This window comes from Bacillus sp. WP8, from assembly GCF_000800825.1.
Classification (GTDB): domain Bacteria; phylum Bacillota; class Bacilli; order Bacillales; family Bacillaceae; genus Bacillus; species Bacillus safensis.
This window is the reverse complement of record NZ_CP010075.1, coordinates 914,402-932,967: the sequence shown is the minus strand read 5'-3', so window position 1 is coordinate 932,967 and position 18,566 is coordinate 914,402. Positions and strand designations below refer to the sequence as shown.

General features: G+C 41.3%; 17 protein-coding genes. 5 read left to right on the top strand and 12 right to left on the bottom strand.

Translation table 11 applies throughout. The annotated features are described in order from the left end of the window. Window positions 1–293: 293 nt before the first annotated feature. Window positions 294–641 (bottom strand): DUF5365 family protein, encoded by a 348-nt coding sequence (locus QR42_RS04560; protein ID WP_039177427.1) that lies wholly within the window; start codon window positions 639–641, stop codon window positions 294–296. Between the two features lie 109 nt (window positions 642–750). On the opposite strand from QR42_RS04560, the gene QR42_RS04555 reads away from it, so the two are divergent. After that, window positions 751–1,659 carry an RluA family pseudouridine synthase gene (locus QR42_RS04555; protein ID WP_039177426.1) on the top strand — a complete coding sequence of 303 codons (909 nt, stop codon included), beginning with the start codon at window positions 751–753 and terminating at the stop codon, window positions 1,657–1,659. A 37-nt stretch (window positions 1,660–1,696) separates the two neighbouring features. Here the strand turns inward: QR42_RS04555 and QR42_RS04550 are convergent, their stop codons facing one another. The 3 genes from QR42_RS04550 to QR42_RS04540 form a co-directional block, all read right to left on the bottom strand. After that, window positions 1,697–2,263, bottom strand: a complete 567-nt coding sequence (locus tag QR42_RS04550) for a class D sortase (protein ID WP_039177423.1) — start codon at window positions 2,261–2,263, stop codon at window positions 1,697–1,699. Window positions 2,264–2,309: 46 nt separating this feature from the next. Beyond that, window positions 2,310–5,213: a 5'-nucleotidase C-terminal domain-containing protein gene (locus tag QR42_RS04545; protein WP_039177420.1), complete on the bottom strand. Its 2,904-nt coding sequence runs from the start codon at window positions 5,211–5,213 to the stop codon at window positions 2,310–2,312. Window positions 5,214–5,300: 87 nt separating this feature from the next. Beyond that, a complete protein-coding gene (locus QR42_RS04540; RefSeq protein ID WP_039177417.1) occupies window positions 5,301–8,681 on the bottom strand; it encodes a CheR family methyltransferase in 3,381 nt (1,126 codons plus the stop codon). A 144-nt stretch (window positions 8,682–8,825) separates the two neighbouring features. Between QR42_RS04540 and QR42_RS04535 the strand changes: the two genes are divergently transcribed. After that, window positions 8,826–9,470 (top strand): spore coat protein, encoded by a 645-nt coding sequence (locus QR42_RS04535; RefSeq protein WP_039177415.1) that lies wholly within the window; start codon window positions 8,826–8,828, stop codon window positions 9,468–9,470. Window positions 9,471–9,496: 26 nt separating this feature from the next. Here the strand turns inward: QR42_RS04535 and QR42_RS04530 are convergent, their stop codons facing one another. Together QR42_RS04530 and QR42_RS04525 are read right to left on the bottom strand one after the other, a co-directional pair. Continuing rightward, window positions 9,497–10,372, bottom strand: a complete 876-nt coding sequence (locus tag QR42_RS04530) for a hypothetical protein (RefSeq protein WP_039183037.1) — start codon at window positions 10,370–10,372, stop codon at window positions 9,497–9,499. A gap of 156 nt (window positions 10,373–10,528) precedes the next feature. Further along, a complete protein-coding gene (locus tag QR42_RS04525) occupies window positions 10,529–11,035 on the bottom strand; it encodes a YhcN/YlaJ family sporulation lipoprotein (protein ID WP_034282294.1) in 507 nt (168 codons plus the stop codon). A 151-nt stretch (window positions 11,036–11,186) separates the two neighbouring features. Here QR42_RS04525 and QR42_RS04520 point away from each other — a divergent pair, with 151 nt between their 5' ends. Continuing rightward, complete coding sequence (locus QR42_RS04520) at window positions 11,187–11,585, top strand: hypothetical protein (RefSeq protein ID WP_039177410.1); 399 nt, start codon at window positions 11,187–11,189, stop codon at window positions 11,583–11,585. A 34-nt stretch (window positions 11,586–11,619) separates the two neighbouring features. Here the strand turns inward: QR42_RS04520 and QR42_RS04515 are convergent, their stop codons facing one another. Further along, on the bottom strand, window positions 11,620–12,000 hold the full coding sequence (locus QR42_RS04515; RefSeq protein ID WP_039177408.1) for a hypothetical protein: 381 nt from the start codon (window positions 11,998–12,000) through the stop codon (window positions 11,620–11,622). 97 nt (window positions 12,001–12,097) lie between these two features. Between QR42_RS04515 and QR42_RS04510 the strand changes: the two genes are divergently transcribed. Both QR42_RS04510 and cspB read left to right on the top strand, forming a co-directional pair. Beyond that, a complete protein-coding gene (locus QR42_RS04510; RefSeq protein WP_039177405.1) occupies window positions 12,098–13,189 on the top strand; it encodes a GGDEF domain-containing protein in 1,092 nt (363 codons plus the stop codon). 211 nt (window positions 13,190–13,400) lie between these two features. After that, window positions 13,401–13,601 (top strand): cold shock-like protein CspB, encoded by a 201-nt coding sequence (cspB, locus tag QR42_RS04505; protein WP_008349061.1) that lies wholly within the window; start codon window positions 13,401–13,403, stop codon window positions 13,599–13,601. A 113-nt stretch (window positions 13,602–13,714) separates the two neighbouring features. On the opposite strand, the gene QR42_RS04500 is transcribed toward cspB, so the two are convergent. The 5 genes from QR42_RS04500 to yhbH all read right to left on the bottom strand — a co-directional run bounded on the left by QR42_RS04500 (window position 13,715) and on the right by yhbH (window position 18,449). Next, window positions 13,715–14,074 carry a hypothetical protein gene (locus QR42_RS04500; protein ID WP_039177402.1) on the bottom strand — a complete coding sequence of 120 codons (360 nt, stop codon included), beginning with the start codon at window positions 14,072–14,074 and terminating at the stop codon, window positions 13,715–13,717. Window positions 14,075–14,087: 13 nt separating this feature from the next. Next, window positions 14,088–14,612 carry an NAD(P)H-dependent oxidoreductase gene (locus tag QR42_RS04495; protein WP_024425322.1) on the bottom strand — a complete coding sequence of 175 codons (525 nt, stop codon included), beginning with the start codon at window positions 14,610–14,612 and terminating at the stop codon, window positions 14,088–14,090. Window positions 14,613–14,629: 17 nt separating this feature from the next. Continuing rightward, entirely contained in the window at window positions 14,630–16,249 is a 1,620-nt protein-coding gene (locus QR42_RS04490) for a DHA2 family efflux MFS transporter permease subunit (protein WP_039177398.1), read from the bottom strand. Window positions 16,250–16,288: 39 nt separating this feature from the next. Beyond that, window positions 16,289–16,921, bottom strand: a complete 633-nt coding sequence (locus QR42_RS04485; RefSeq protein ID WP_039177397.1) for a biotin/lipoyl-containing protein — start codon at window positions 16,919–16,921, stop codon at window positions 16,289–16,291. Between the two features lie 364 nt (window positions 16,922–17,285). Further along, complete coding sequence (yhbH, locus tag QR42_RS04480) at window positions 17,286–18,449, bottom strand: sporulation protein YhbH (protein ID WP_034282299.1); 1,164 nt, start codon at window positions 18,447–18,449, stop codon at window positions 17,286–17,288. Window positions 18,450–18,566 lie beyond the last annotated feature (117 nt).

Here is an 18,566-nt window from a genome sequence, read left to right as displayed (position 1 = left end):
TTTACGAAAGTCTTTAATATGATACTCAATGCTATCATATCGTGAATAAAATTGACTTTCAAAGATGAATGTCTGCTAAAATAATTATGTATAAAAGGAGCCTGTACCATTTTGTCAGGCTCCTACCCGTGTTCGGTTCATTCTGCAAGAGGTCCAAGCGCTCCGATTCGTGGAGAAATAGGCAATGTTGAAAAAGAGCGGGTTTGGTATTACAGATCTAAAGGTTTCTCCATTCCCTTAAAAATAGTATGTGCGGCAGCCTTGTAAGTTAACAAGGAAGTTCACACCAACTTTTACGCATTTTGAAGGCGGCGGCTGGCAAAATCGTCTAAATCAAACGGAAAAGAAAAGCCGCATGCATTGACCTGCTCACGGTTTCGCTCAAATAGCTCACGATCACACTTTGTAATATGGCGTTTAGGTTTTACAATAATGGTATGTAATAGCTGAAGTCCCGATAAAATACGAAAAGCATCGTCCATCGTTCCGTTATAAACCCCTTCAACAAAGGTTAGCGGGCGTTCTTTTTGACGCGCAGCTGGGTCTTCATCGACAGGATGGGATAGAAGATCTTCAACATCCTTTGATATTTCTTCAATTGCCTGCTCTTGCAGGTCTGTAGCAGCTTTCATTATTCTCACGTGACATCTACCTCTCTGTCGTTATTTCTCCATTCAGAATAGCACAGAAAAAAAGGCGTTCGCCAAGGTAAGTGTTTCCTATATATACCCAAAGAGAGGAACGGATATCATGAACATTAAAGGACACACGCTCTCGCTAAAAGTAGGTGAGCAGCATCAAGATTCTTCACTGAGTCAGTTTTTAAAAACAGCCGTGTCGGCTTCAAAACCGATTATCCATTTTTGGATGGAGCATCAAAAAGTACGTTTAAATCAAAAGCCTGCCCATCACGCGGCAAAAGTCAGTACAGGTGATCACATACTGATCGATTTATTTGAAACGGAAGAAAGTGATGTGACGCCAGAATATGGTGAATTAGAGGTGCTATTTGAGGACGAGCACTTATTGATTGTACAAAAACCCGCTGGACGACCGACGCACCCGAATGAAAAGGGACAAACGGGCACACTGGCAAACCTTGTGGCCTTTCATTTTCAAGCAAATGGCGAGGAAAAGCGAGTGAGACATATTCACAGACTCGATCAAGACACAAGCGGCACGGTCATTTTTGCTAAACACAGATTAGCTCATGCAGTGCTTGATCAAATGCTTTCTAAAAAAACGATCAGCCGAACCTACATCGCCATCGCAGAAGGACTTTTCAAGAAAAAGAAAGGCACTATTGATGCAGCGATTGGCCGTGACAAGCATCATGCCGTCAGACGAAGAATCTCTCCTACTGGTCAAAGTGCTGTCACACACTTTCAGGTCATGGACACCAATAAACGTCTGCAAATGACATCCGTCAAGCTGCAACTTGAGACCGGAAGAACACATCAAATTCGAGTCCATCTTAGCAGTCTCGGGCACCCTTTAGCCGGAGATACACTTTATGGCGGAGCTCGTCATCATATCAACAGATGCGCTCTCCACGCCAAACAAGTAGACATGACACATCCTTTTACAGGTGAGCACCTGAGCATAGAAGCACCGCTTCCTCTAGATATGTCTCAGCTCATGGACGAAATCATCCATTAAAAAAAGAGCCTGCTGATCAAATGCAGGCTCTTTTTATTTAGACAGATGCTCTTTTTGCATAAATAATATACCGCTCTGGTGCATTGCCGACGAAATGAAATGGATAGCATGTCGTTAACACCAGCTCTTCCTTTTTATTCTGTAAAGTAATAATGGAAGTATCATGCTGATCCACGATTTTCGTATGTGTGATTTCATAAACAAACTCACCATACGGCACAGTGATTTTCAGCTGATCCCCAATATTCAGTTCACCTGTTCGGCGAAACACCGTGTCACGATGGCCAGATAGGACGATTTGTCCCTTCTGATCTGGGTAATAACTGCCTTTGTAATGCCCGACTCCTTTGGCAAGATCATCCGCATCTGTCCCTTCGACAATGGGAAGGTCTGCTTTTAATTTCGGAATCGTCAGGATGCCAGAGGCTTTCCCCACATCAGGAGAAAACTGCTTCTTTGACATCCCTTGATCGTCCGCTACCGCTTTCTTTGCATCTTCTAATGATTGTGCCGTTTGAAGGTGCGTAGAGGCGATTTGCCAAATTCCCCAGCCGAGCAAGACAACTCCTGCTGTCATCACAGTAAGTGCAAGCCACTTTTTCATGCTTAAACTCCTTTACCTGTTACATTTCTCTTAGATGATACGGTCATTAGCTTGCTGCTTTTTCTTCTTGTTTTGCTTTTTGAATGCGTCCCTCTTTTTGATACACAATGGAAGCTCCTTCAAAGCTCTTCACAAAAGCGACAGTGGCTTCTAAATCCTCTGGACCTGTTTCAGGATTTTTCCCCAGCCTTCCTATCGGTTCATATTTACTGCCAGTTGCAGTTGCCATAAAGTTATTCACCGTGAGTGTATACGTTTGATCGAGCGCAACGGCTGAACCATCTGGAAGCTTTAAGTCGACTACTTTATATGTTACCGGATCATAGGAATATGAAAAGCCCGAAATGCTATAATCTGGTCCAAATTGAGGAGAAATTTGCGCTTCAATGATCTCAGCCAAGTCTTTCCCCTTAATCTCAAGTTTAACTAAGACGTTGCCGAAGGGCTGAATATTAAACAGATCTCCCCACGTAATCGGCCCTTTTTCAAGGTTTTGCCTGATCCCGCCGCCATTCATCATGGCAAAATCACTTTTCATAGAATATCTCATACCATCGGCAATCAAATTACCGAGCGGTGTGTCTCCATCATTTGAATAGCCGCCTTCCATTTTGACACCAGCTTCTCCAACTACCTCACTAATAATCGGCTCAACTTCTTTCCCGTAATGAGCCAAGATGCCGGCTGCTTCCTTGTCCTTTTCAATACCAGACTGGTCTACATACTGGATATTTGCACTCTTTTTGACAATATCCTTCGTTTTGCGGTCAAGTGTTACATTAACTTCGCCAATGGCCTTCCCATATTCAAAGGCTTGAACAATTAATTTCCCATTGACCTCTCCGTTTACGACTTCGTGATTATGCCCTGCAAAGATGACATCAATTTCATCATCGCCTTCTTTGGCAAGCTTCGCACTCTCTCCAGTGATGGTATCTCCATTTTGCGAGGCTGTCATATGAGCTAAAACCGCAATGGCTTTGATCCCTTTTTCTTTTAATTCCTTCGCGGCTTCATTTACGGCTTTAACTTCATCTGTAAACTGAATGTCTTTAATCCCTTCTGGCATGACCATTCCTGCGGCTGATTTTGTCACAACACCGATAAATGCTACAGGGATTCCTTCGACATCCATGATTTCATAAGCAGGTAAAAGTGGTTTACCTGTATCCTTGTATTCACAGTTTGCACAAACGAGCGGAAAATTCTGTCCGTCATATCCCTTTGTGCCTTTAGGATGTTCTCCGCCATTTATGATACGTAATAGCTCGTCCACCCCTTCATCAAATTCATGGTTGCCGACCGTGCCAACATCAAAGCCAATGTTCTCCATGAGTTCAACCGTTGGTTCATCTTGCAGAAGAGAAGATATTGGAGAGCTGCCGCCAATCATATCTCCAGCATGAACTGTGATCGTATTTTTGTTTGCTGCTTGTTTTTGTTTCATATAAGCCGCCACATAATCCATCCGTCCGTACGTTCCTTTATTGCCATCACCTTTCAGATCCAGTTCGTATTGTTGATCAATTTTCCCGTGTAAATCATTCATGCTTAAAATGGTTAATGGGACTTCCCCAGTTCCTTCTGCCGGCTGATAGCCAGCCTGTTCTGCTTCTTCTTTCGAAGCAAAAAAGATGCGTTTATCTACAGCGATTTCTTTCCAGCTGTCAGGCGATACGTACGTTTTCGCTGATGAATCACCGACGTAGCGTGTCAGTCCTTTTTTCTGTTCACGTGCTCTAAATTCAAACGGCTGTTCCAGCAGCGGATCTGCTTCATTCCAAATGCCAAGCCCTTTTTCTTTCGCCTCTTTGACAGCTTTTTGGAACGTCTGATAGTCCTTTTCATCTCCAACCGGCCAGATGAAATACGTAGGAGCATATCCTTTTTTCACAAGCTCTAAATTCGTATTGACCCCTTTTTTGGTTTTCACTTGAGCTAAAAGACGTCCATAGCCGTCCTTCGCTTCTGGACCAATCTTTAATGTGACTTTATCTCCGCTTGAAAGAAGTGTGTTTAAATAGTCTGCCGCCTTCTGTCCAAAACGCAGCTGGTTTTGATCTAATTCATTTTTTGGCTTATGGTACGTTTCCGGCGTGTCCATATTCACAAAGCGCACCTTTGTTGTACCAAGCACAGGCTTCTTTAAATGAATCGTATCTCCATCCACCACCCGGTCAACCGTTGCCTCGTATTCTTTCTTGATTTTTGGCGGCTTTGGCTGGCGTTTCAGCAGGCTGACATCACCCTTGTGTCGTGGAAGCACCTGCAGCGAATCATACCTGCTTAACACTCCTGTAAACTCATACCATTTCCCTGTCTTCACTTCATCAATGGCACTTGTATCCACCATCACTCTAAGGGTGGTGCTGTGATATTTTTTATCAATGATCACCACATTGTATCCACCGCCAGCCGGCTGCTCTGGTTTTGATTCAACATAGCCCTTGACCTTCACAAGTTTTCCTTCATGTTTACGTGCCTGATCCGTTTCTAGTTGTTTCACGGAGACTCGCTTCGGCTTTGGCAAGGTTTGATTCACACCATCGATCTTCAGGCGGTCTCGATCCGGCACAATTTCAATCAGTCCTTTATAAGACGTGATCTTCCCCGATACTGTCACCTTCATGCCAGCTTTTAGTTCTGGGAAGTTGTCAGGCTGTGCTGAATATATATTGATTCCAGCTGATTTGTCTTGAATGTACGTTGACAGTTTCCCATTGCCTATAACCGATTGATCTGCTGTCACAATTCCGCTCACTGTCACTGTCTCTCCGATTAGCTGACGGGCTTTTTTGATTTTCATTGGTTTCTTTTGGTTCCATACCGTTTCCTTCTTTTCAGACGCACTGGCTTGTTCTGCTGTGATCACGCCAGGCAGTAAGGATTGCAGACTAAAAATCACCAAAACCAAACAGCAGATCATTCGAATGGATCGAACACGTTTCATTAAACCTCTCCCCTTCCGAGCTTTATCTCTCATAGTGTACTAAGTAAATATTGATGGTAGATGGATTTCTTGTAAATCTTATGTCTGCTAGCTCATTGGAAACGTAATAATCACCCGTGTCCCCTCGAAGCTTTTGCTTTCAAAACGAATGCTGCCGCCATGGCTTTCAATGATTTTAATCGTCATCATTAAACCAAGGCCAGTCCCTTTTTCTTTCGTTGTATAAAAAGGTTCACCCAGTTTCCCTATTTCGTCTTCTGGTATGCCCTTACCTTGGTCTTCAAAGATCAGCATCATCTGATTATGTTCCAATACGGATGTGACCTGAATAACACCTGTCACACCATCCATCGCTTCAATACCGTTTTTAAGAATGTTTAAGAAGACTTGTTTCAGTTCATTCGGTATACCTTGAATGTTTGGCAGCGACGGAGACAAATTCTTTTGAATAGACACGCCTTTTAAAACCGCTTGTGATTCAACGACCATGATCACTTCTTCGAGCAGAAGATTGACTTGTACCGGCTCAAATTTCACCGATTTGCTTCTAGAGAGCACAAGGAATTCATTAATAATGGCTTCAAGCCGATTAAATTCAGACATCATCACATCTGCATAATCCTTCTGATATTTCTTACTTTGAATCATCAGCTGTAAAAATCCCTTTAACGACGTCAGCGGGTTCCTTATCTCATGGGCGATGCCGGCTGCAAGCTGACCAACTGCGGACAGCATCTCTGACTTCATCAGCATCTTCTCTGACTGCTTTTGATTCGTAATGTCCTCTGAAATTCGCATCACGGTAGACTGCATTTTGTCAGGATCATCAATTCGATGTAAAGAGACCCTCTCCCATCGTTCACGGCCTGATAAATCCTGAAAGTACAGCTCACCTGTCCAGCTGCCTTCTTTTAAACAAACGTCCCATTGCTTTTCTAAATCATCACATTGACACAGAGAATGGTAGACAGAAAAGATATCTTTGCCGATCAGGTCATATTCATGCTGCTGCACAAACTGGCAAAAACGCTGATTCACGCATTGGATGACCCCTTCCTCAGTTGCAACAACAATATGGATATGGCTATTATCCAGTGCTGTTACCGCTAGATGAAGTGACTGTTTGATTTTTGTCATTTCCGTCATTTTAATCCACGTCATCACCGCTCCCTCATGATCTTGGTCAAGAATAGGTGTGATGTGAACAGTGAATTGTTCTCCTTCATTCGTTTCAATTTCTCGTTCGATGACGCGCTTATCCGAGATAACGGATTGTATGTCATGATAGAGCGTTTCCTGCGTAAGTTTCTTAGCCATCGACTGAAAGGATTGCTGGTGCCTTATTTGAGCTGAAGTAAATAAAGAGGCAGCTGTAGGAGTGTAGTAGCGAATATTCATGTCTCGGTCCACAAACAACGTCGCAAGCTCCGGCTTGACAGAAGGTCTATACAGTTCTTCCCTTGTTACCCTTAAGTTGTTTATGATATTAATAAAATGATCGTGTTTTTTCTCAAGCTCCGCTATTTGCGTGTTTTTCGCTTTTAATTGAGCCCTTGCCTCCTGCTCTTTTTGTTTGACTTCATTTAGTTCATTTTCTAAGTCGACAATACGCTGTTGATAGACTGAATTCTGATCTGACATCCCATTTTCCCTGCTGTTCTTTTGATTTTTTCCTCTCTCATTCATTCGAATAAGAATGACGTATACTCCTTTAAAACGGCGATCAAAACTCTTTACAGTAAAATCCGCATACTGCTTTTTTCCTTTTTCCGAAATGAGAACATGCTGAAACACAACCTCTGTCTCGTCAGTCCACACCTTTTGAAAGGTTTGACTTAACATCTCTTTCAAATATTCAGGTGTCACATATTCACATGATTGATCTGACACTTCTACATGGTCTAAGAAGGAATATGCCCCATTTGACATCGCCAGGATTTTGTTACAATCATTAATGACTATACATGCATCATAATCCTCGCTTACATCCTTCATATATTGTGCAGCTCGCTTTTTTAACTCGGCATCACGAGCGTCATGTACCCAAGGGACACTAGGTGCAGGAACGTTGGAATAGGTGTAAATGTTCCACTTCTCATTGAACAATTGAAACAATCGAGGGATATTGGGGACAGTTTCATTTGGCCCTAAAATCAACACCCCTTGATCTTTTAAAGCATATTGGAATCGGGATAATACTCGTTTTTGCACTTCTGGCTCAAAGTACATCAGAACATTTCGGCAACTGATAAAATCGAGGTGGATAAAAGGTGAATCAATCAATAAATTGTGAGGAGCAAAAACAATATGTTTTCTAAGCGACTGCTTCACAATAAAAGCGTCACCTTTCTTTTCGAAATATCGCGCCCGCCATTTTTCCGGTATGCTTGCCATAGATTCTCTCGAATAAAGACCTTTACTAGCTATTTGAATGGCTTTTCGGTTGATATCTGTCGCAAAGACTTGAAGTTCAATGGACACATCTCTTCGCTTCATTTCTTCTAAAAATAAAATTGTAAAAGAATAAGCTTCTTCCCCTGTCGAACATCCCGCAACCCAAATTCGGCATCGAGATTTCCCGTTGTTCATCGAATGGTCAATGATTGACGGTATCACCTTCTGTTCACATACTCGCAAAGCCTCCGTATCTCTAAAGAAAGTAGTCGTGCCGCTTAGGAGCTGAGCGTGCAGGCGATCAAGCTCATCTGGTTCTCTTTCTAATAAACGATCGTACTCTGATAATAATGACATCGGCTCGTTTGCAGTGCGCATACGCTTTTGAATGACAGAAAGCAGCCTTTTCTTTTCATAGGCTGAAAAGGCAATCCCTTTATACATTTCAAGACGTTCAATGATTCTTAGTAAAGCTGGATCCATCTCATCAGCATGCGGAACATTGATGATATTGGCCATATATGCCGCAAGAGTGGATGGATTTTTGAATGTGTGATGATACATACTGTCAAAACCACTCTCTACCTCACTGCACGATAAGGCTGTACCGCCTTGCTCAACCAACTGAAGCAACCCACTCCCCACACAATGACCTTTTTGAAAAAAGATCGCAAATGCCTCTTCCTTTTGAACACTGGCAAGTGACTTAAAAAGCGAGTTGACAGAGCATGCCTTGTTTGTTGGCAGCTGCTCAGATACATGAAGCCGGTGATCTTCCGTTAACGTCACAGCTGCATGCTGCGGACAAAAATAGATCGTCTTTTTCATGACTTTCTCACCATGTTTAATCGTTTTTGCCCGGTAGCCAATCGGTAAAACAAGTGCTTCCAAATCTGTTATACAATCGCCTGTCACATGATTTTGCACAACAATAAAAGAGGCATTTAAATCATGTGGTAATGATTGAAAAAAAGCCTCAAGATGATGCTGTTCAAACGGCGAAACACCGATGCCGATCACTGGTGTCTGCACATGTTCGTCTTCTATCAAACGATTAATGATTTTGTCCTGCATCTGGTACCCCCATGTTCATTCGTCTGATACTTTTTTTCGACAAAAAGAAAGAAAACCCTCTAATTGTAAATAATGTTTTTTGCATGAAATCGTGAAAACATCCTCACATTAAAACAGAGTGTATAAACAGAAGGAGGAATCTCAATGCAAAACGATCAGCAGCCAATGTTTCAAGGAAGCGCTCAGCAGCCTGAGCTCAACCATGGCGGGCATGAGTTATTCGATTTACATGAAATTTTAGCCGGCACGATTAATATTTTGGATCAATATATGATCTTGCGGCAATTTATTCAAGATCCTGCATTATCCGACATCCTGGATCGACAATATCAATTCGTTTTATCCCAGTACAATGTCACTGTAGATTGTTTTTCTACAGGCCAAAAGCCTAGTGAAGAAACCGCTACTTATATGATGAAAGAACACACTCAAGTGACATACGGAATCAAACCTTCTCAGCCGAAGAAGCCGAACCAGTCACTACAGGATGTAAAAGACTTAGGCATCACAGGACACATGCTCAGCCTAGTCAAATCACACTCCGGGTTACTTTCAATGTCAGCATTAGAAGTAACAAACCCTGTTGTCAGACGTGTGCTTGCTGCGCAGATTCCGAACTTTATCGAAATGGCGTATGAAATTTTCTTGTATCAAAATAAGCATGGCTACTATCAAGTTCCTCAGCTTTCCAAACAAGACATGACCGCCATGACGTCAGCTTTTGCACCGCTTCAGGGGCAGGTTCAAATGCCTCCTAGTAAGGCCGATCAACAAAAGCCTCTTCATTAAGAAAAACGGCTGACCCCCTTCTTTGGTCAGCCGTTTTTTCTTTGGTACATGACTTTAAACTGATCTTCAAAATCTGTGAGCCTCTTCCCCGTCGCCTGTTCAAAGCCGCTAGCAAATTGGCCCGTTTTCGCAGTTTCCTCTATGATTTCATGTATGACGCCTCGTCCGCAAAGCTGCACCAGCTCATAGATCATATAATAGCTTTGTAAATAGACATCTGTCTCATACGTCACCCGGGAATTCTGCCAGTCTTGATCAGAATGAAGAGATTGAAAAGGAATCACGTCGAAGCGTTCAGACGTAGCATTTAACACGTCATAGGCCGTCCATTCTGCTGTTCCTTCGTGGAACCAAAGCGGAAACATTCCTGGAGACACTTCATATGAATGGACCTTTTCATAGAAAACAAAATGAGCATACTCATGAATAAACAACGTATTGAAAAAGTATAAAGGCAGTGTCTCTTTCTTCAATAATGCTTCCCGTTTATCTGGATATAACCCTATCATTTGATCATGATCAGAGTAAAATCCAGTAATATGCTTGATCCCTGCCATTTGTTCGATCGACTCTTTATCATCAAAATAGATAACGTCTAAAGGTCTGTCAGCTTCAAATTGAAACACTGACGCTGTCCTCTTCTCTGCCTGTTTCAAAGCCTCTATTGTCAGATCAACAAAAGCTTCCTCTTCCTCTGCATAGTAGATTCGAATATGTTCATATACTTGCTTATTGAGTCCCTCCGTTATAATCGTTTTAGGAGAAGACTGCTGCTCTAAATATTGTCCTGTCAGCTGAAACGCAACATAAATCAAGTACGCGGTGAAAGCATAAAAAATCAGACCTGCTGCAATCATTCCGCCTACAAGTTTTTTATGAATCAATGACGGCTTGGCTTTCATTTGCTCCCCACCTGAATTCATCCTGCACCCTCTTTCTCTTTCTATGAAGAAACAAAGATCAACAAGAGGTGATATATTTTTTACTTTATGCAGTCAGGTACGCGAGGTGCGGTTCCAAACAAAAAAGCCGCATATGACATACGGCTTTTGTCGTAGCTATTTTGATTCAGGGAAGACACGTCTAACCGTTTCAGTAAATTCATCGAAGAATCCTGAAATTGGCTCTCCGCTTTTAATACGTTTTCCGTACCCTTGCATACGATCGACAAAGTCTGGATTAGCAGATACATACACGTTGTCGATTTGTTGATCCGTTGATTTGACTTTGTCTGAAATTTTCTTTTTCAGATCGTCCGTCACATCACCGCTTTTATTGCCTTCAAGCACAACGGCTACAAATGCATTTTTTCCAGTGACAAGCACGTTCGCTGTTTTCACTTCAGACATATTCGCTACAAGCTCTGACGCCTTATCTGCCACTTTGACCTTCTGAGGTGTTTGAACATCTGGCTGATCCTGTCTCATGTTGTCATTCTTATATGTGACATTTTCATATTGCCTTTTCATTGTTCCTCTACGCTCATCGCCTTGATTGTTCATTCCACACCCAGCGGTGATTAATGTTGGCACGAGCAGTAAAGATAGCATCCATTTCTTATTCATCAATTATTCCCTCCTTTTGCTCATAGGTTTTTCATCCAGCCGGCTTTTTATGCACACATCCTCTGTTTTCGTAAAATGAATTCATAATTCAGCTGGGTTTGGTCATCCTAAACATGATGAAGAATCATCACGACCAAATGGAGGGATTCGTTTGTTTAAAAAAAGAAAAGGTATGAGCACTGGCGCAATGATCGCAGTATCAACAGCTATCATTGCATTATTCTCCCCAGTTTTACGAAGAAGGCTGAAAAGCATGGCACAAATGAATATGTCTTCAATGATGACAGGCGCAAACCATCAGCACCAAAACTCATCTCGCCATGAGTCCCACTCACATAAAGAATCAAAAGGAACAGGTGAAGTTGGACAAATGATCAAGCAAGCATTCACAGCTGTCCAGCCAAATCAAACAAACCAGCACCAATCACCAACAAGAACCCATCAGCCAAGAGAGTCTTATGCGCAATCTCTTCACATTGATGAAAATGTGATGAATGTGATGGATGATGAATCAATCCAGCAAGTCATCAATGACATCGAGCACAAATAATAAAACAGGAGCCTTCATAAAAAGAGGCTCCTGTTTATTCTCCAGAAAAATGTTCTTTGACCATGAGACAAAAGGAAGGTAAAAATGAGATTTCGATTGTTGTGAGGAAGTCGTCATGATGCTCTAATATCAGCAACAGCTCCTTTTCTTCCTTCCGATCTTTTTTTATCTCTACATGCTGCACAGTTTTAAAATCATATATGCCTAAAACAGATTCGTTCTTTTTTCGAACAACCTTTAAGGTAAATTCCCGCATAGCAAGCGACATGTCCACAACAAATCGCTCCTCCTGATTCTCGAACCGAAACGTCAAATCTTGATATTCAACCGGCATTTCTTTTTCAAATCCGGCATCTGGCATTTTTTCAAAAAAAGAAAGCCAGTCCGTTTGATCTGGAAAGCGTTTTCCTCGCATTTTCTTCAATTCCTCTTCATTAAATTTTTTATTAATTATCCTTTTTACCCTTTTCTTTTGCAACAAATTTTAGTAATTTTAAAAAGGTGATTCTATTTTGCTAAGAGACCTCTTTATTAATTTAACAATTCTTGTTACTTTCCATTATTTATTTATGCTTGTGTTTAAAGAGAACTTTCTGAAGAAAGAAGATACCTTGCTCAGACAACTATGCAAAGGCATGCTTTCTGGGTTACTCGGTGTCCTTTTAATGTTCTTCTCTATTAAAACAGGACCAGCGATCATCGATTTAAGACATATTCCCCTTATTTTAACGGCCTTTTATGGAGGCATCGCCCAAACAATGGTTGCAGCCTTTGTTGTCATCATTGGCCGGTTATTAATTGAAGCCAACATCGCTTCTTCCATCAATATTTTTTCCATGATGTTTATCGCAACCTCTTCTTTTTTGATTGCAGAGCGTCATATGAATCATGTTGTGAAAATGCTGTTATCCATTACGATTGGTAATGTGATGGCCACAAGCCTGTTTATCATGGTCGTGCATGAGACATCATTTCAACTGCATTCTACTTATTGGATTTTCTCATATATTGCTGGATTGTTTAACTTTTATGTCATTGAGCATCAAACAAAAGCATATCAGCTGTTAAATTTGTATAAATTCCAAGCTCATTATGACTTTTTAACAGGTGTTTTAAATAAACGGAAGTTCGATGAGGTATTAAGTGATGCTTTTACTAAGAAGTTGAAGCAGCCTATCCATCAAATGTCCCTTATTTACCTAGACATCGATTATTTCAAGACCATTAATGATCAATACGGGCATCATGAGGGAGATATCGTTTTAAAAGAAATCGGTACAAGGCTGATTAAAAACACAAGAAGCTCTGATTATATTGGGCGGATTGGCGGTGAAGAATTCGCTGTCCTTCTACCAAACTGTACAATTGAAAAAACATGGCAGATTGCAGAACGCTTACGAAAAAAAATAGCAGATCAGCCGATTTATTTAAAAAACGGTCTGTCCATTCACACTACAGTATCAATTGGATGTGCTTATTCTCATGGAACTAGTGCAGACATCAAGCAATTACCGATTATAGCTGATCAAGAGCTCTATAAAGCGAAGGAGTCCGGCCGAAATCAAGTGAGCTTTTCAGAGAGAAAAAAAGACCATTTGACATAGGCATTTTCCTCAATTTGTTAGCGCTAATTATTTTTAAAAAAGTTTTCGTATAACAGTTGTTTTTTCCCGCAAACACTGGTAAAGTAAAGGTAATTATTTTTGTTCGTATCATCTTTAAGAAGAAAGTTTTGAAAGAGTTTTCGTCTTTGAAGTTTGTGTAAGAGCAAGAATAGTGAATTTAAGCGTTAAGATCGCTTTAGGAGGAAATTTCATGTTAGAAGGTAAAGTAAAATGGTTCAACTCTGAAAAAGGTTTCGGATTCATCGAAGTAGAAGGTCAAGACGATGTATTCGTTCACTTCTCTGCTATCCAAGGCGAAGGCTTCAAAACTTTAGAAGAAGGTCAATCAGTTTCTTTCGAAATCGTTGAAGGTAACCGTGGACCACAAGCTGCTAACGTTAACAAAGCGTAATTTAAGAGCATCTGCTCTTTTAGCACTTTATAGAGTGAAGGAAAACCGCCCGGCTTCTGTCGGCGGTTTTTTTGTTCCATAAAAAAAGAGAACCTGATGAGAGGTTCTCTTTTTTATTTATCCTTCTGTTTTAGCTTCTGCAAAGCAGAACGATACATATCATCATTCATTTTAGTTTCTGGTTCTTCTTCTTTGACAGGTGGTTCTGGCTGTTTAAACTTTTGAAGCGCCTGTCTATAGAAATCGTCGCCAGACGCAGCATCATCTGTTTGAGAAGGCTCTGACGCTTTTTTTTCAACTTCAGGCTCTACAGGTCTCGCCACAGCTTCTGGCTCGCTATGCGGCACGTCAGGCTGATTGGAGACATCTTCTTTGATCTCTTCCTTATCGGCCGATGCGTGTCTGACATTGAACGCTACTAATCCAATAATGACTAGAACAGCAGCTACTAACGCTACAATAATCGTCGCCAAAAGAACCCTCTCCTTATCGCTTAAATGATGCAGTGACTGATGCTACACGTCTTCCTAGTGCTTTTCCGAGTTCAATGCCTTCAGTCGAAATCAATTCATCAGAATCGATCGGACATGTCACACCAGCTCCATAGTAAGAGCCGTATAAAGCATTCTCAGGAACATTCCCAGGAAGGCCGACAACAAGCATTCCTTGGTGGAACATCGGGGTAATCAAATTATGCATTGTCATTTCTAAACCGCCGTGTGTTGTAGCAGTTGTACAGAAAACAGCACCGACTTTATCGATTAGTTTCCCTTCTGCCCATAAGTAGCCAAGACGGTCAATCCATGTCTTTAACCCAGAACTAATAGTACCAAAGTGACCAGGGCAGCCCCAAATGATCGCATCCATTTGATCAAGCTTGCGAATGTCTGCATCTTTCACGTGATCAATGAATACTTCAGCTTGCTCTGTTTCACCTGCGCCTGCTGCAATCGCTTCTGCAAGTGCTTTTGTATGGTCACCTTCACTATCGTATACAACATAAATTTTCATGTACGGTCCCTCCACACTTATCTTGCATCTTGGTTTGCTTCCTTAGGTGCTGGAAGCAATGATATTTCTTGTTTCTTATGCTGCTGTTCTTTTCGCTTTTTATCCTTACGAACATCTCGCAGGAACAAGCTGAGAATGACACCAGCCGCACAGAATAATGTCACCCACATGTAAGCATCATTGATACCCATCACGTTTGAATCGATCTGTGCTTTCGTAAAGAGCTGGGTGGATACATATTTTTGAGCAGCTTCTGCTGTCATGCCCATATGATGCATCACATTCGATACAGCCGCCTGGAATGAATTCATAAAGAGCGGGTCGGCTGTATTTGTTTGATCCGCCATATTGGAATAATGGAATGTCGTCCGATTCGTATAAATCGTTGTGATCAAACTCGTACCGATGGAACCGCTAATTTGTCTCAATGTATTAGACATCGCTGTACCATGACTGTTTAAGTGCTGTGGTAATTGGTTCATCCCTGCTGTCATAACCGGCATCATAAGAAGTGACATACCAAATGCACGTACTGCATACATGAGCACAATGTGACTATAAGAAGTATCAATGGTCAGCTTTGTAAACTCATATGTCGTGACAACGGTAATGAGCATCCCCACAATCGCAAGCGGACGAGGTCCAAATTTATCAAACAAGATCCCTGATATCGGGGACATAATGAGCATCGCAAGTGCCCCTGGAAGCATTAATAGCCCAGATTGCAATGCCGTAAACCCAACGAGGTTTTGCAGATAAATCGGAAGTAAGAACATCCCTGTATATAAGGCAACCGTAATAATGATGTTAATGACACTTGATAATGAGAAAATGCTGTATTTAAATACGCGGAAATCAAGCATCGGATTATCAACTTTCAACTGTTGGAAAATAAAGAGAATAATCGCAATCGCACCAATAATAATCGTAGATAAGACGATCGGATCTGTCCAACCATCACTTCCTGCTTCACTCACTCCGTAAAGAAGGGAAGCAAAACCAACGATTGAAAGAATCGCACCAAGACTGTCCAGCTTGATTTTTTTAGGCTCTACAATATTTTTAAACATAAAGAAAGCCGCGATAATGACAATCGCACCGATTGGCACAAGTCCGTAAAACATAATACGCCAAGAATAATGTTCAATAATGTAACCAGATAATGTTGGTCCTACTGCAGGAGCAAACATCATCGCAAGACCGAAAATCCCCATTCCTTTCCCTCTGTTTTCCGGAGGGAAAATAAAAAGGATTGTTGTCATGACAAGCGGCTGTAAGATACCGCCGCCGACAGCCTGAATCAAACGGCCGATGAGCATTGTTGAAAAGTTTGGCGCAATACCGCAAATAAATGTACCTAGTGTAAATGAGATCATCGCCACTAGGAATAAGCTGCGCTGTCCAAAACGTGTGATTAAAAACGCAGACAACGGAATCAGCACACCGTTGACAAGCATGTAGCCTGTTGTCAGCCACTGAATCGTTGTCGCACTCACATTAAATTCTGTCATTAAATGGGGCATAGCTACGTTCAAAAGCGTTTGGTTTAAAATCGCTACGAACAAACCGGCCATTAAAATGATCAGTAAAGACAAGGAGCCTGCTCCCTGTTTTGTCGCTGCAGGTTGATTTGCCATCTCAGACAACCTCCTTTCATTTTTTGGTATCAATCATCATTAAGATGAAATTTTGACAGAAGCATTCATACCTGGAAGTACTTTGTCTGATGGATTTTTAATAGAAATTTTCACTGCTACTTTTTGCGTTACTTTTGTATAGTTACCACTTGAATTTGTTGCTGGCAGCATATTGAATGTTGAGTTTGTCGCATAACCAATTTGTTCAACAGTTCCTTCAAATGTTGTATCAGGATCTCCATCTACAACGATGTCGACTTTATCGCCTTTTTCAATGTTTTTAATATCTGTTTCTTTAATATTTGCTGTGATGTAAAGCTTGCTTAAATCGATTGTTTCACCAAGAACTGTACCAGGCTGCACTTGTTGGTTGTTTTGGATTTCTTTTTTGACTAATGTGCCATCAGCCACTGCTTTAATGTTTGTTTTTGTTTGTCCTTCAACTTTTGCAACTGTGCTGTCTTTTTCCACTTCGTCACCTTCGTTGATATCCCAGCCTTTGATTTGTCCAGCTGCTGGTGCTGTGATTTGATACATGTCACCTGTCACTTTAGCCTCATCTGTTTTGACAAAGTTTGTGCTTTCGTAGTAGTAATAAGCACCTCCGGCAATAATGGCAAGAATTACAATAAGGCCAATAATGTTCGTTAGCAATAAACGCCCTCTGTTCATGTTTTGTTTCTCCTTTCATGTATAAAAATATAGTGTCATCTGCTTTAGCAAACTTAGAATGCCCATCATCTGACAGAATATGAAACAAGCTCAACAATCTGTCTTTTTCCCTTGATCTACCCCCGCCCGAAACATGGTGTGCAGCCCATTTATATTTATTGTGCAATTATGAGCAAGGAGCAGAAAAAGAAGAAAAGACGATCGGCATCTTTTTTGAAAAACTTATATTTAACAAGATTAAATATTAATAAATGAAAATTGAAATGTCAAAGAGAAAGTTTTACTTTTTTTCTGGTGATCCCTTCCTTCTCCACACAAAAAACCTTTCAGCCCTTATGCTGAAAGGTTTTTTCAAATGTGCTCGTTATGAATGAACTTCTTCCTGCTGAAAAAATTTTTTTAGTGCGAGAAAAACGTCTGATTTTTGTTTCAGAATATAATGCTTAAATTTCTCATCCTGAATATGCTTGTATGCTGACATTAACGTAGAATGCCGGTTGTATTGATTCACTTCACCATAGCAAAATAAATTGGCTTTTTTCATGATCTCAGAAACAAGTTTCACACACCGGGCGTTGTCTGATGTCAAATTGTCACCATCAGAAAAATGAAAAGGATAAATATTATACCGCGACGGCGGGTATCGTTCGTCTATGAGCTCTAGTGCCTTTCGATAGACAGACGAGCAAATGGTCCCCCCGCTCTCACCCCGAGAGAAGAAATGTTCTTCGTCTACCACCTTCGCCTCTGTATGGTGAGCAATAAATTCAATATCAACTGTCTCATACTTTGTCCGTAAGAAACGTGTCATCCAAAAGAAAAAACTTCTCGCCATATATTTTTCCCAAAGACCCATGCTTCCGCTCGTATCCATCATCGCCAAAACGACAGCTTTCGACTCTGGTTTGGTCACTTCATTCCACGTTTTATACTTGATATCCTCCGGATAGATGGGATAAAAGGAAGGGCTGCCTGTCATCGCATTTCGTTTAAATGCCGAGAGCATCGTTCGTTTTTTGTGGATATTTCCTGTTAACCCGGTTTTGCGAATATCGTTAAACTCAATTTGTTCGACAATGATGTCGTCAAGCTCCTTTTGCTTGAGGTTTGGCAGCTCCAGTTCACGAAACAGTGCTTCCTCGAGATCCATTAATGAGACTTCTGCTTCGTAATAATCCTCACCAGCTTGATCTCCAGCGCCCTGCCCTTTTCCTTGCCCTTGCTTACTGTCTGAGCCATCGCGCGCAACAACATCGCCAACCTCGCTGTCTCCATCCCCTTGACCTACATGTTTATTTTTGTCGTAGTTATACCGAATTTTATATTCATCTAATGAACGGATCGGAATTTTCACAACATCTTTTCCGTTCGACATGATGATGCTTTCTTCTGTGACAAGATCCGGCAAATTGTTTTTAATCGCCTCTTTGACTTTTTTCTGATGACGCTGCTGGTCGTCATAGCCTTTTCGATGGAGGGACCAGTCTTCCTGAGACACAATAAACTGACTTTTTTCTTGCCGGGACATCCATCCCCCTCCTCACCTTTTTGCACAATTCTTCCTTTATCCTATGCTGCTCGTCATCCAAGTTGACGATCATTTCTAAAAAAGACATTACCGGTGCTGATGCGCCAATAATGCCTC

What these genes read in the sequence shown, in the direction of transcription:
- QR42_RS04535 (WP_039177415.1), top strand. Translation starts at nt 8,826, where the DNA reads ATGCAAAACGATCAGCAGCCAATGTTTCAAGGAAGCGCTCAGCAGCCT.
- QR42_RS04485 (WP_039177397.1), bottom strand. Translation starts at nt 16,921, where the DNA reads ATGAACAGAGGGCGTTTATTGCTAACGAACATTATTGGCCTTATTGTA.
- QR42_RS04525 (WP_034282294.1), bottom strand. Translation starts at nt 11,035, where the DNA reads ATGAATAAGAAATGGATGCTATCTTTACTGCTCGTGCCAACATTAATC.
- QR42_RS04550 (WP_039177423.1), bottom strand. Translation starts at nt 2,263, where the DNA reads ATGAAAAAGTGGCTTGCACTTACTGTGATGACAGCAGGAGTTGTCTTG.
- QR42_RS04490 (WP_039177398.1), bottom strand. Translation starts at nt 16,249, where the DNA reads ATGGCAAATCAACCTGCAGCGACAAAACAGGGAGCAGGCTCCTTGTCT.
- QR42_RS04555 (WP_039177426.1), top strand. Translation starts at nt 751, where the DNA reads ATGAACATTAAAGGACACACGCTCTCGCTAAAAGTAGGTGAGCAGCAT.
- QR42_RS04530 (WP_039183037.1), bottom strand. Translation starts at nt 10,372, where the DNA reads ATGAAAGCCAAGCCGTCATTGATTCATAAAAAACTTGTAGGCGGAATG.
- QR42_RS04515 (WP_039177408.1), bottom strand. Translation starts at nt 12,000, where the DNA reads ATGCGAGGAAAACGCTTTCCAGATCAAACGGACTGGCTTTCTTTTTTT.
- yhbH (WP_034282299.1), bottom strand. Translation starts at nt 18,449, where the DNA reads ATGTCCCGGCAAGAAAAAAGTCAGTTTATTGTGTCTCAGGAAGACTGG.
- cspB (WP_008349061.1), top strand. Translation starts at nt 13,401, where the DNA reads ATGTTAGAAGGTAAAGTAAAATGGTTCAACTCTGAAAAAGGTTTCGGA.
- QR42_RS04540 (WP_039177417.1), bottom strand. Translation starts at nt 8,681, where the DNA reads ATGCAGGACAAAATCATTAATCGTTTGATAGAAGACGAACATGTGCAG.
- QR42_RS04545 (WP_039177420.1), bottom strand. Translation starts at nt 5,213, where the DNA reads ATGAAACGTGTTCGATCCATTCGAATGATCTGCTGTTTGGTTTTGGTG.
- QR42_RS04495 (WP_024425322.1), bottom strand. Translation starts at nt 14,612, where the DNA reads ATGAAAATTTATGTTGTATACGATAGTGAAGGTGACCATACAAAAGCA.